Consider the following 14396-nt stretch of genomic DNA (forward strand, 5'->3'; position numbering starts at 1 on the left):
CGTTCAATCGTCCGTTAAAACCCCAGCGGTGCGAGACTTTGGCGCTTCGGGCTGCAGCATACGACCGTTTGCGTTCCGCAGGTGGCGAGTGCTGGCATCCGGCCATGAGTCTTGTTGTCCCTGCCTGGAGGTGTCCCACGGAGGTTAAAAAAACCATCCCTCATGCTTCCCCAGGCATCTCCCCTCCCCTCCTCCTCAGCCACTCTCCAGCCAAGCTCACGACGCTCCGTCGGCAAAAGCTTGGGTGCACGCACTGGCGCTCGCCGGGCGGCTTCCCTGCTGATGGCGCTCGTGGCCTCACTGGTGTGCTGCGCCACCAGCGCCAGCGGCCAGCAGAGACTGGTGGACATTACCGGTGGGCTCTATGGACAGCAGGGCTCCAGCAATGTCTCCCAGGGGTATAGCTTCACCCTGACGAATCCACTGATCATCAACGGCCTCGGCATGCTGGCTCCTGGAGAGGGCCTGGGTGTATCTCACTACGTGGGTCTCTGGACCGATACGGGCACGCTCATGGTCCAAACCACGGTCACCAATGCCTCCACCATTCAGATCAACACCGGCGTGCAGGGTACGAAGTGGCTCTTCGACCCATTTGGCGTACCGATCTATCTGAGCGCTGGCACCTACGTGCTCAGTTCGGGCAACACGGTGGGGTCCTTGGATGGGAGCTTCCTCTTTTCATCCTCACAATTCTCTGGAGGAGCTGTCTTTGGCGTTGCGTACTCAACCCAAGGCAACCCGAACGCTTTTCCCACGAGTGCACAGCCACAATTCGGTCAGGGCGTCTTCGGGCCAAACCTTCTCATCGCTCCCGCCTACTGGAAGGGCGGCTTCAATGGCACATGGACGGGTGTGAACTGGACGATAGATGCTGACGGCTCCACGACCACCGTGTCGGGATTCCCCGTGAGCCCGGTGGGCGTGAATGTCATCTTCTCCGCCTTGGGCGCGGCCAACCAGGGGTCCACCACGCTAGAACAGAACTTCTCCATCAACAGCCTCACCGTCACCGATGCGCTACCGGTCGTGATCAGCAGCGGCGCCGGCGGCCCCTACACGCTGACGATTGGCAACCAGGACGGCATCGCGATCAAGGTGAATGCCGGATCGGATCTCACCATCGATGCCAACGTGCTGATCAACACGGCGGGCAACGGCATTGACGCGACCGGCATTGTGACCATCAACGGCATCATCAGTGGTACCAATGGCATTTCCAAGAGTGGCGCTGGCGAGCTGCAACTGACCAATGCGCTCAACGACTACACCGGTGGTACCGCATTCAATGGCGGCGTGACTATCATCTCCAGCAATGGAGCGCTGGGCAGTGCCTCAGGGCCCCTGAGCTTCAATGGCGGCACCCTGCACACCCTGGCGAATATCACCATGAACCGGGACACGACACTCAATGCAGGCGGCGGCACCTTCTGGGTGGACTACGACACCACCCTCACGCAGCAGGGACTGATCTCGGGCGTGGGCAAGCTGACCATGTACGAGTCCGGCACCCTGGTGCTGACCAATGCGAACAATACCTACGAAGGCGGGACAGAAATCGTGGATGGCACGATCTCGATTTCCTCCAATGGCAATCTGGGCCTCGAAACCAGCGCCATCACCTTCAACGGGGTCGGTGGTGGCAGGCTGCTGGTCACGGCAGATGTCACCATGGACCGCACCATGACTTTCGCAGGCGGGAACGGCAGGGTGGAAGTGGCCACGGGAGCCACCCTCACCCAGGCAGGGCAACTTGTGGCCGGTGCCGGTGTCTTCTACAAAGCTGGCGGCGGCACGCTCGTGCTCACGGGCAGTAGCACCTTTGATAGCTACATGACCATCGATGGCGGCACCTTCGCCATCACGGGGGCGGATGCCAGTCTCGATACCACCACTTACGGCCTGCCCGTCGGCAGCTCGGCAGCCAGCCATGTGCTCGTCAGCGCCGGAGGGGAACTGAGCACCCGCGATGCCGATCTCGGCGTCGGTGCCACCGGGACCGCCACCGTGACGGGAGCCAACTCCGTGTGGAATGCCAACTACTTCACGGTAGGCAGAATTACCCCTGGTGAACTTGAGATTCTGGATGGTGGCGCTGTCAACGCATCACGGATGTACATCGGCTCCATCTCAACAGGCGAAGTCACGGTGAGTGGACCAAATTCCACCCTGTCCGTTCCAGCCGGCATACTCATCGCCTTCGACTCTGGCGGTAGCGGCACCCTTACCATCGAGAACGGCGGCAAGGTCACGACCAACCAGGTGGAGATGACCAACAATGCCAACTCCAGCACCGGACAACTCACGGTGAATGGCTCACCCATCAATGGCCGCGGTGTCCTGGAGACCGGAGGCATCCTGAAGCAGAATGCCACCCGCACTGCCCTGGTGGACATCAATGGCGGCATCCTGCGCGCCACGGGGAACAACCCCACCTTCCTGGATGGCTTCGCCGCGGGCGAAATCACCCTCGGCAGCGGCGGCGTAATCATCGACACCCAACATTACGACATTGGCATCTCGTCTCCCATCGATGGATCCGGTGGCATTGAAAAGACCGGAACCGGCACACTGACATTCAATGGCAGCCTGCCGAACTCGTTCTCCGGGACTACCACGGTGGCCTCGGGCACTTTGGTGCTCAACAAGGGCGTGGGAGTGGAAGCAGTGCCGGGGGACCTTGACATTGGCACAGTAACCGCAGCAACGGTGCGTCTGGAAAAAAGTGGCCAAACCACGTCCACCACGGATGTCACCATGTCCTTCGGTTCGGTCTTTGACTTGAACGACCGCAACACCTCCATCAACTCCCTCAGCATGTCGGGTGCTACGGTGGATCACGGGCTTGGAATCCTGACTCTCCACGGCGATCTGACCACCTATGCGAGCATTTCCAAGTCTCTCTTCACTTCAAGCGATCTCTTAAATCACATCTATCTCCTTGGTGCCACCCGCACCTTCACCGTCGCAGATGGCTTCACCCTCATCGACCTGGACATCCAGGCTGGTATCGTCAATGGCACGCTTGTGAAGGAGGGCGCGGGGCTGATGCGACTGGCGGGGCTTCAGAATGACAATCTCTCCGTCACGCTCAACAATGGCCGGCTCGCGCTCGCGAGCGATGCAGCCCTGGGCCGCACCTTTCCTGGCGGCATGCCCACTACGTTCACGCTCGCTGGCGGCACGGTGATGGCAGACGGCGGGGATCGCACCATTTTCAATACAATCAACCTTACAGGAAATGCCACCATCGGCGCCAGTGTGGATGGCACGCCTCGCGCACTCAGCTTCCTCGGCTCGATGTCACTCACCGGCAGCCGCACGCTCACGGTGAACAACGACGCGGCCACCACTTTTGGCACGGTGCATCTCCTGGGCAATACCCTCACACTGGATGGCACGGGCCATATCGGCGTCATAGACGCCATCACCGGCAACGGCGGCAGCCTGGACAAATATGGAACGAACACGCTCACCCTCACGGGAGCGAGTACCTACACGGGCGGCACCACTATTCGCAATGGCACCCTCACGGTAAACAATACCACCGGTAGCGCCACTGGCTCGGGAGCTGTCCTCATCAAGACGGGCGCCACCCTCTCCGGCGCAGGCACTATCAATGGCGTGGTCACTCTTGAGGGCGGCGCCAATCTCGCTCCGGGGAACAGCCCCGGCATCCTCACCGTGGGTGAGCTGAACCTGGATGCTGCCACCCGGCTCCACTTCGAGCTGGGCTTACCTTACAGCGTCCCGGGGTTTCAAAATGATGTCATCGCCGTGATCGGCAACATCAATGGCTCCGGCGCCTCCGGAAATCTGCACCTCGGCGGCGTGATCAATCTCACCACCAACGGAGACTTCGGCACCGGCACCTACACCCTCATCAACTATGGTGGCACCCTGAGCGGCAGCAATGGTTCCACTATGACCTTTGGCAGTGCGCCTGCGGGATACAATCTGGTGGTGGAGACCAGCACCGCCAACGAGGTCAGACTCATCGTGAACTATGATGGCCTCCAGTTCTGGGATGGCTCCAATAGTGACCCCGGCCTCGTGGCCAATGGCCGAGGTGGCGATGGCACCTGGAACACGACCAACACCAACTGGACCAACCAGAGTGGCAATGCCAATAACAATTGGAAGAACCTCACCGCCGTCTTCGCAGGCACGGCAGGTACGGTGCAGGTGGCCGGAACCGGCATGCAGATCGCGGGACTGCATTTCAAGACGGACGGATACACGCTGGCGGACGCGGGTGGCTCGCTGGATGTGGGCAGCGGCGCGGAGTTGCGCATCGACCCCTCGGTGAGCGCCACCATTGAGGTGCCGCTCATCGGCACGGGCGGCATCACGAAGACGGGTGACGGCACCATCATCCTCAGTGGCACGAACACCTACGAGGGCGGCACTAAGTTGAATGCCGGCACCTTGAGCATCTCTAAGGACGCCAATCTCGGCGCCACACCGGCTGCAGTCGACGCGGACAACCTCAACTTCAACGGTGGCACTCTCCAGGTGACCGAGAGCTTCACGCTTCATGCGAATCGCGGCATCACACTGACAGGCGCCGGCAGAGTGGAAGTAGCGCTCGACAAGACACTGGAGTACAGCGGCAGCATCACCGGCAACGGTGCTCTCACCAAAGCTGGCGCAGGCACTCTCACCCTGCTGGGCGCAAGCAACTTCATCAGTGGCACGACGATTTCCGCAGGCACCCTCCACCTCGGAGATGGCCAGACGACAGGTGCTATCTTGGGAACAGGAAAACTGGTCATCGACGACGCCGGCACCTTTGTTCTCAATCTCGCCAACGGAGAGACCTTCTTCAACGGCGTGTCCAACAAGGGGGTATTCATCGCCACGGGCGACACGGGAGAAAATTACAGCATCGCGTCCCTCATCACCGGCACGGGAACATTTGAGAAGACAGGCAGCAATACCGTCACGCTGCTGGGCCAGAATGACTACAGCGGCGGCACCACGATCAACGGTGGCAATCTCGTCGTGGGTGATGGCACCACCACCGGCATCCGTGTTGGCACTGACCTCGTCACTATCGATACAGATGGCACATTGACCCTGCGCCTCGCCAATGGCGATACCTTCGCCAATGCAGTGAAGAACAGCGGACACTTCATTGCAGATGGCACCTCGGGTGCGGATTTCACCATCTCCACCGCGATCACCGGCACCGGCGACTTTGAGAAGACAGGCGCCAATACGGTGACTCTCACGGGTGCAAACAACTACAGCGGCGGCACCACGATCAGCGGCGGTGTGTTGCAAATCGGCGATGGCACCACCAATGGCAGCATCATCGGCAACGTACTCAACAACGCCTCAATGGTTTTCCATCGCAGTGATGACGTCACCTTTGATGGAGTGATCAGCGGCAGTGGTTCCGTCACGAAGCAGAACACGAACGCGCTCACCCTCACCGGTGCCAATTCGTATGCCGGCGGCACGACCATCAACAGCGGCAAAGTGGTGACCACCCACAGCACTGCGCTCGGCACTGGCCCGGTAACGCTGAACACTGGCGCCATTCTTGCCCCCACAGGCGTGCTGCAACTTGGCTCGCTCACCTGGAACGGTGGTGAGATTGCGCTGAACCCGAAGGATGGCGATCTGCTGCAGATCACCGGAGCCTTTACCAACGGAGGCGATGGCGGCACCTTCATCCTGGGTGCGTTGGAACTCGGAGTGAACAAGCTCGCCACCTTTGGCAGCACGGACTTCACCATCCCTGTCTTCATCAGCGCGAATCCGGACGTGGACTACAACGTGTATGCCTTCTTCCTGAACGGCACCAGCCTCCAACTCAATGCCGTGAGCGCCACGGCGACCGGCCCACTCCTGCAGAACAGCGGCCCTGTTTACATTCCCACGTTTGCGGACTTCACCGTGAATGGTCGTGCGTGGACAGGCACGCCTACGGAGAACAACATCATCAACTCACTCATCTTCCTCCCGGGCAGCAGCCTTCAGGTCTTCAACAACCTTACGGTGACGAGCGGCAACTTCACGGTGACCGGGGGCAAGGCCATCATCAGCGGCGGCAGCGTGATCGTGCCGGGTGATTTCCACAAGTTCGGCGCAGGCATCCTCGACAGCCGCACTGCATTCCAGGTGGAAGGCAACGCGCTCATTCACGGAGGTGCACTCTCGGTGAATGGCACCTTCCAGACTCCCCTGCTCCAGGTGCTGCCAAATGGCACGCTCATGGGAAATGGCATCGTGATCGGCAATGTGGTCAACGCAGGCACCGTGGCACCTGGCAACTCCATCGGCCTGCTTACCATCCGCGGTAACTACCGCCAGACCAGCAGCGGCACCTTGGAAATCGAAGTGGCCAGCCCGGGCAATCACGATGTGCTCGTGGTCAGCGGACATGCGCGACTCGGAGGCACCTTGGAAATCGCCTCCTTGGGATACAAGCCCAAGTATGGCGACCAGATTCCTTTCCTGAAAGCGGGACGCATCACCGGAAAGTTCAACCGCATTGAAATGCCGAATCCCTCGGTAAATCGCGGACGCTTCCTCAATCTCGGGAATCTCGGCGTGCTCATCGTCGCTCCCACCAGCTACACACTCGTGGCCACCACATCGAATGAGACTCGCGTAGCGCGCGCCTTGGACGAATGGATTGGCATTGAGGAGGGCGATATCGGCGAGACCACGCTCGCACTCGACCTGCTGCGTGAGGAGCACTATCCGCAGGCGTTCCAGGCCATCATGCCCGGCTTCCATGATGCGGCTCTGAGCACCGGCATCGAACTCAGCCACAGCCAGGGCCAGCTGCTGCATCAGCAACTGAGCGCGCGTCGTTTGGGCCAGCGCACCCTTCGCTCTGAACCGGCTCAACTTTCGGCGTCTGCAGGCCCCGACGGCAAAGGAAGCAAGAACGTACTCTCTGCGCAGCCTCAAGTCGCACTCGCCAGTGACGAACGCTGGAGCACCTGGTTCCAAGGCAGCGGCCTTTTCTCCCAAGGTGGTCTCTCGCTCACACCGGGTGAGGACTTCGAGAGCGGCAACTTTCTCGTGGGCGCGGACTACGCGCTCAGTGAACATGTGGCGCTCGGCATCTTCGCCGCGTATGGCGAAGGCTGGGGCGACTATGACAACGGCGGTGAGATCGACCTGGAGCGCGTGACCTTTGGCGGCTATGCCACGGTGGATATCGAGAACTTCTACCTCAATGCCGCCTTCGGTGTAGGCACGGTGGATTACGACATCAAGCGTCCCATCCAATTCGCTACGCTGAGCAGGAATGCCCATAGTGATCCCGATGGCACGGAGTTCTTCGGCCTGCTGGGTGGCGGCTACGACGTGCAACAAGGGAACTGGACCTTCGGTCCACAGGTCAGCGTGCAGTACAGCCGCATCGCACTGGATAGCTTCACCGAACACGGCGCTGACAGCCTGGACCTGCGTATGGATGCCCCCGAGGCCGAGAGCCTGCGCAGCTACCTGGGCGCGCGTGTGGCCTATACCGTCGAAGTAAATGACCGCATGGCCATCATCCCCGAGTTGCGCGCCTTCTGGCAGCATGAGTTCCTGGATGGCGAAGACCTCCATGCCCGCCTCGATGGCGGCAATGGCCCCGGCTTCCTCTACGAACCCGAGGGGGATGACAAGGACGCCCTCTACCTCGGCGCCGGCATCGGCTTCCAGATTGGCCCACGCTTCTACGGGAATGTGTACTACAACGTGGACCTCGGCCGCGAGGAGCCCAATCACAACGTGTCACTGAGCGCGACGCTGAGGTTTTAGAGAGTCCTGTGCGAAAGGTGAAGCACCGGGCGTTCAAAGGAGCGCGGACACTCTTGTCCGCCATCCCTGACACACCACCCTCTTTCATCAGGCAAGCAAGGCCACATTCCATCAGGTACTCCAGAAGCGTCACCAGCAGCTTCCATATGATGGAGGTCACCATGCCACAGAACGGCGGACAAGCGTGTCCACGCTCCTTTGCCCGGCCCCTCGCTTCCTGCACAAAGACCATTCTCAACTGTTGATGGAATTACCCACCAAGCGCCGACCGCGTGCGCTGCACGAGTTCGTTGTCCTTCTCCGCGGAACTGCGCAAGTAAAAGACGCTTGAGGCCAGCATCCGGTCCCGCCATGGCGGTGCGAGGTGCTCATAGTCCTCCAGCACGGCGGCGCTAAACTTGTAGTCGTGCGAGTTCGTGCCCTTCATGAAGATGATGCGGCGGGCGGCATCGGCGAAGGGTCTGGGGCTCGGATGATCTTTGAGAAAGCCCAGCATCTTGCGCGCAGCCACGAGGCGATCCGTGCCGATGTCTGCGAAAATTTCCGCCACGGCTTCGTCCCCCTTCGCATTGGGTTGGAGCGGCTCCAGGGTATCAATGTGGATGCCCTTGTCCTCACGATCGCCACGGTACAGCGGAAGGAAGGCGGCATTCTGCAGCAGGAGCAGGCGGCGAGTTTCATCATTCTTCACGCGAGTCCACGCATAGTGGATAGCATTCGTAAAGGTCATCGCGTGGAGCGAGAGAATGCCCGGGGCTTGCATCAGCAATTCACCTGCGCCGGTGTAGAGCGCATCGAAGAGCGATTGTGGCGCCACGCCTTTGTTGAGCAGCGTCAACACCAGCGCTCCGGCATCGGAAGAAGAGGCAGAGCGGCTGGCGAGCAGCAGCTCCCTGGAGGCATCGGCATTGGGTTTGCCATCCACCCATCCCTCGCGGACTTGCTGCACACGCGGCAGATTTTCGCGGAATGCACGGTCCGGCATCAGGTCTGCCTTAGCAGGATTTTCCTTCGCGCCGGAGCGATCCAGCAAGGCATAAGCGAGCGAGCGCAGCACGGGCTCCGCGTGCTGCCAGCCGATGACTTCCAGCGTGCGAAAGCTGTTCGCCACATAGATGGCCTTGTGCCCGATGTCGCGGAAATCACGCGCGCCGTAGTGCACGAAGAGTTCAAAGAGCTCATCCATCCCCGCCGTGCGTGCGAGGCCCACGATGGCAGCATCCGCAGCAGTTTCATCCCAGTTGTCCATCGCCTCGATGAAGGCCTTTCTTGCCTGATGGCTGGCTGGCACTCTCGCTTCCTCAATGGGCTCCATGTGCCAATTGCCTTCCTTCACATTCGCCGCTTGTGAGGATTTGAATTGATCGATGGCCCAGAAGATTGGCAGCCAGCGATCCGAGTCCGGGGAAGCGAGGCTCGCAAGATGCGCTGAGTTCACCACCAGTACCGCGTGAAACTTGAAGCCCACGGGCCTCGGCTGCACGCTGCGCACTCCAGCAAGCATCAGCGCCGCCAATACTTCGCGATAGCTCAACCCTCGTTGCACACGCGACGCAACCTCCTCCAGCACGCGCTCCCGTGGTGTGTCCTCCAGCAGGCGCACCAGCGGCTCAATCTCCGGATGAAACTGCACGAGGTGCGGTGGCATTGCCGCCTCCTCCGCAGAGACGGAAGGCAATCGACCGAGCCACCCGAGTTCGCCAAGCGCCGTCAGCGCGCCAGCACCCGCAGTGGATTTGAGGAAGGAACGGCGCGGCATCGGCAACATGGCAGGGACCTCCGTGAAGGGTTTGGGTTCTGGAACCAGACTACCAGAGTGGGTCCGGCTTGGACAGGGGAAAGGGATATGAAACCGTGACGCGCAGCGTCCTTGGACTGCGCGCAGCCCTGCTGCCGCTTTGGGGTGCTACAGCCTGCTGTAGCCGGGTGGCTGCTCTTGTGATCCCGATACGCCCAAACATGCTGCCGGGCAGGTAGCATAACGGGATGGGTAGAATCACACGCCAAGGGGTGGCTACCATCGCCGCAGCAGGGCTGCGGACTCTGCAAAGCGGCAGCAGGGCTGCACGCAGTCCAGGGAGGCTGCGCCTCACAAATGGCCTGATGTCGGTTTGTCATATCAGGCACTCGTCGTTTCTTGACACATTGCGGCGTTTTGCATCCATGTGTTCATGGATTCGTTAAGACTGCCGACTGACGCAGAAATAGCAGATGGCACGCGTGAGTGGCCTCACGCACCTCCCCACCGTCTGAAGCGCGGGGGCGTCTTCTTTGTCACAGCACGCACGGCAAGTCGGAATCATCTGCTGCACACACCATCCAGGCGGGACTGGTTTCAAGAAACGCTTCTCTCGACTTTTTCGCAAGCAGGCTGGCGATTTGAGGCTTGGGCCATCTTGTCGAATCACTATCATTTGGTGGTGCATAGTCCCTCATTGCAACCAGAAGGCGCGCTTTCGATGGCGTCGCTTGTACAGAAACTTCACAGCCTCACCACCAAAGAAATGAATCGCCAGGACGGCACGCCCGGAAGAAGCCGCCTGTGGCAGAACTATCGCGAAACCCTGCTCACTTATCAGGAGAGCTACTTCGCGAGGTTGAACTACGTGCATCAGAATGCCGTGCACCACAAGTTAGTAACCCGGGCCTCGGAATGGAGATGGTGCAGTGCCAGAAGTTTCAAAGAGGCCGTCACACCTGCATGGGTGAAGACGGTCGCAAGTTTCAAATTTGAACGCATCGCTGAAGAGGATGAGGACTTCGATACCGACTGCATTGGGTGAGAAACCAAAGTCAGGTGACTTGTGAGGCGAAGCCTCCTTGGACTGCGTGCAGCCCTGCTGCCGCTTTCCAGAGTAAGCAGCCCTGCTGCGGCGATGGTTGCCACATCTTCCGTGTGATTCTACCCATCGAGTGATGCCACCTGCACAGCGGGGTGTTTTGGGAAAATCTGGATCAAATGGGAAGCTACCCGGCTACAGCAGGCTGTAGCACCCCAAAGCGGCAGCAGGGCTGCACGCAGTCCAAGGAGGCTTCGCCTCACAGATCCATGCGATGTCGGCTTGGCCGGCCTGTCAGTGGTACGGCCAATTACTTCTGGGCAAGCGCCCAATCCCCCACGAAATCACCCCCTCCCCCGCATTCCCCCTTGCGTCGCCTTCACCCCATTCCAGTATTGAGACGTATCCAGCTTTCTCCCGTCCCGTCCCGTCCGCACCTCCCCCTCATGCCCACTGAAGACCAAGTCCGCTCCGCCCTCGCCCATGTGAAGTATCCCGGCTTCTCCCGGGACATTGTCTCCTTTGGCCTCATCAAGGGCATCCGCGTGGAGGGCAATGCGGTGCAGGTGGATATCTCGCTGGCGACCAAGGACGCGAATGTCCCCCGCCAGATTCACGATGAATCCATGCGCGCCATCAAGGCCTTGCCGGGTGTGGGTGACGTCCGGCTGAATTTCGACATCAAGGAGCCCGCCGGCCCGCAGCAGAATGTCGCCGCGCTCCAGTCTTCCATCCCCGGCGTGAAACACGTCATCGCCGTGGCCTCCGGCAAGGGTGGCGTGGGCAAGTCCACCGTGAGCGTGAACCTCGCCGTGGCCCTCTCCCGCATTGGGCTGAAGGTCGGCCTCTGCGACTGCGACCTCTACGGGCCCAGCATTGCCCACATGTTTGGCACGGACGAGCGTCCCTATGCCGATGACGAGCAGCGCATCATCCCCATCCGCAAGCATGGGCTGCAGCTCATGAGCATGGGCTTCCTCCTGGATGATGACTCTCCCGTGATTGTCCGCGGTCCCATGGCCACGAAGTATACCCAGCAGTTCCTCCGCCAGTGCGCTTGGGAAAATCTGGACGTGCTGGTGCTGGACCTGCCGCCGGGCACAGGGGACATCCAGCTCACCATTTCCCAGTCCGTGGCGCTCACTGGAGCGGTGATCGTGACCACCCCGCAGGAGGTGGCGCTCATCGATGCGCGCAAGGCGGTGGGGATGTTCCGCAAGGTGAACGTGCCCATTCTCGGACTGGTGGAAAACATGAGCCACTTCGTCTGCCCGAATGACGGGAACGTGTACCACATCTTCGGCAAGGGCGGCGGCGAGCGGGAGGCCAAGAAGATCGGTGTACCCCTCCTGGGCCACATCCCGCTGGAAATCCGGGTGCGCGAGAGCGGCGATGAAGGCCGTCCCGTAGCCCTGGAGGACCCCAAGACCTCCCCCTCCAGCAGCGTGTTCCACGAGGTGGCACGGCAGATCAGCGACATCCTGGCAAAGAAGTAGGGGGCCCAGAGGGCCGTCGGGAGGGGGCTAAAGGGAAGCTGAAATGCCTCCGCGAAGGGTTGCGCGCGGCGGCATCTTCGCCTAACCACAGGGCTCCCCCCAACCCTCTTCAGCCAGCCGCTTCCGAACCGATGCCTGTCCCCCTTCTTGACGTCAATGCCCAGAACCATCCCCTGCATGATGGATTCACCGCCGCCTTCGAGCGGGTCTTCAAGACCGGGCATTTCATCATGGGAGAGGAAATCGCTGGCTTCGAGCGTGAAGTGCAGCCCCTGACAGGCGCGAGCCACGCCCTGAGCGTCTCTTCCGGCACCGATGCCATCTTGCTGGCCCTCATGGCGCTGGAGGTTGGTCCCGGGGATGAAGTGCTCTGCCCTGCCTTTACTTTCTTTGCCACGGCGGGCTGCGTTTCCCGCGTGGGAGCCACGCCGATCTTTGTCGATGTCCTGCCAGACACCTTCAACATCGACATCGCAGACGCCCGCGCCAAGGTCACGTCAAAGACCAAGGCCATCATCCCTGTCCACCTCTTCGGCCAGTGCGCGAACATGGAGGCGGTGATGGAGTTCGCCAATGAGCACTTGCTGCACGTGATTGAGGATGCCGCTCAAGCCATCGGCGCCAGCCGCCACGGCACACTCGCCGGCAGCATCGGGCACTTCGGCTGCTACAGCTTCTTCCCCTCCAAGAACCTTGGTGGCCTGGGTGACGGTGGCCTGCTCGTGACGAACGACGGCGACCTGGCCCTGCGCGCCAAGTCCTTGCGCAACCACGGCATGGAGCCGAAGTACTACCATTCGCACATCGGCGGAAACTTCCGCATGGATGCGCTGCAGGCGGCCTTCCTCCGGGTGAAGCTCCCCCACTACGCCGGCTATACAAAGCAGCGGCAGGTCAATGCGGCCTTCTACCAGGAACAGCTCAGCAAGCTGCCCGGAACCGCCTTTTCTTCCCAGCCCGCGGACGCGAAACTTCTGCTCCCCTACTGTGAAGAGGGCAACCAGCACATCTGGAACCAGTTCACCCTGCGTGTGCCCGGGGGCAGGCGCGATGCGTTGAAGCAGCACCTGCTGGACCTCAAAATCGGCTGTGAGATCTACTATCCCGTGACGCTCGATCAGCAGGCGTGCTTTGCCCACCTGCCGGAATCTTCACTTCGCGGCTGCGAGGTTTCACACCAACTCGCGGAGGAAGTGCTAAGCATTCCGATTTACTCGGAACTCACCGAATCCCAGAAAACAGAAGTAGTGGCAGCCATCGCGGCCTTTTTAAACTGACTCATGAAACGCGCACTGATTACGGGCATCACTGGCCAGGACGGCTCCTACCTCGCCGAACTGCTTCTCGAAAAGGGTTACGAAGTGCACGGCATCATCCGCCGCGCTTCCACGTTCAACACGAGCCGCATTGATCACCTCTACAGGGACCCGCACCTGAACAACGTGCGCCTCTTCCTGCACTACGGTGACCTTTGTGATTCCGTCGCGCTGGTGAAGCTGCTGTACCAGCTCAAGCCCGATGAGATCTACAACCTCGGTGCGCAAAGTCACGTGCGTGTCTCCTTCGATGTGCCGGAGAGCACCGGCGATATCGTGGGTCTGGGCGCTCTGCGCATCCTGGAGGCGATTCGTGAAGCCGGCCTCGTGGAGCACGTGCGCTTCTACCAGGCCTCCTCCTCGGAGATGTACGGCCTCGTGCAGGAAGTTCCCCAGACGGAGAAGACCCCCTTCTGGCCACGCAGCCCCTATGCCTGCGCGAAGGTGTACGCCTACTGGCTCACCGTGAACTATCGCGAGAGCTACAAGCTCCATGCCAGCAACGGCATTCTCTTCAATCACGAATCCCCCCGCCGCGGTGAGACCTTCGTGACCCGCAAGATCACCCGCGCCGCCACCCGCATCAAGCTGGGCCTGCAGGACAAGCTGTACCTCGGCAACATGGATGCCCGCCGCGACTGGGGCTACGCCAAGGACTATGTGGACATGATGTGGATGATGCTCCAGCAGGACAAGCCGGACGACTACGTGGTCGCCACGAACGAGACCCACAGCGTTCGCGAGTTCGTCGAGGAAACCTTTGCCACCCTCGACCTCGACTGGAAGCAGTACGTGAAGCACGACGAACGCTACGAGCGCCCCGCGGAAGTGGAACTGCTCATCGGCGATCCTTCCAAGGCCAAGAAGCAGCTCGGCTGGGAACCCAAGGTGAAGTTCAAGGAACTGGTGAAGATCATGGTGGATGCGGACCTGGAGCTCGCACGCGTGGAGAAGCGCATGCAAGAAGCCGGGGCGTAAGGGTAACTTCCTGCCCCGCCCTTGAGAGAAGCAAGGGCACCGGAAGACCGCCA

Annotated in this window: 6 protein-coding genes; 5 read left to right on the plus strand and 1 reads right to left on the minus strand. The window is 60.7% G+C overall.

Features of this window, described 5'->3' with window-relative positions; translation table 11 throughout:
* The first annotated feature begins 240 nt into the window (after positions 1-240).
* Positions 241-7773 carry an autotransporter domain-containing protein gene (locus G5S37_RS19855; protein ID WP_165206183.1) on the plus strand — a complete coding sequence of 2511 codons (7533 nt, stop codon included), beginning with the start codon at positions 241-243 and terminating at the stop codon, positions 7771-7773.
* Positions 7774-8023: 250 nt separating this feature from the next.
* Here G5S37_RS19855 and G5S37_RS19860 read toward each other — a convergent pair whose 3' ends face one another.
* Entirely contained in the window at positions 8024-9532 is a 1509-nt protein-coding gene (locus G5S37_RS19860; RefSeq protein WP_165211780.1) for a twin-arginine translocation signal domain-containing protein, read from the minus strand.
* Between the two features lie 412 nt (positions 9533-9944).
* Here G5S37_RS19860 and G5S37_RS19865 point away from each other — a divergent pair, with 412 nt between their 5' ends.
* The 4 genes from G5S37_RS19865 (at position 9945) to gmd (ending at position 14343) form a co-directional block, all read left to right on the plus strand.
* On the plus strand, positions 9945-10556 hold the full coding sequence (locus G5S37_RS19865) for a transposase (protein ID WP_240914889.1): 612 nt from the start codon (positions 9945-9947) through the stop codon (positions 10554-10556).
* A 443-nt stretch (positions 10557-10999) separates the two neighbouring features.
* Positions 11000-12049: an Mrp/NBP35 family ATP-binding protein gene (locus tag G5S37_RS19870; RefSeq protein WP_165206185.1), complete on the plus strand. Its 1050-nt coding sequence runs from the start codon at positions 11000-11002 to the stop codon at positions 12047-12049.
* A 131-nt stretch (positions 12050-12180) separates the two neighbouring features.
* Positions 12181-13326 carry a DegT/DnrJ/EryC1/StrS family aminotransferase gene (locus tag G5S37_RS19875; protein WP_165206186.1) on the plus strand — a complete coding sequence of 382 codons (1146 nt, stop codon included), beginning with the start codon at positions 12181-12183 and terminating at the stop codon, positions 13324-13326.
* Positions 13327-13329: 3 nt separating this feature from the next.
* Positions 13330-14343 (plus strand): GDP-mannose 4,6-dehydratase, encoded by a 1014-nt coding sequence (gene gmd / locus G5S37_RS19880; RefSeq protein WP_165206187.1) that lies wholly within the window; start codon positions 13330-13332, stop codon positions 14341-14343.
* Positions 14344-14396 lie beyond the last annotated feature (53 nt).

The organism is Roseimicrobium sp. ORNL1, from assembly GCF_011044495.1.
In the GTDB taxonomy this organism is placed as follows: Bacteria; Verrucomicrobiota; Verrucomicrobiia; order Verrucomicrobiales; family Verrucomicrobiaceae; genus Roseimicrobium.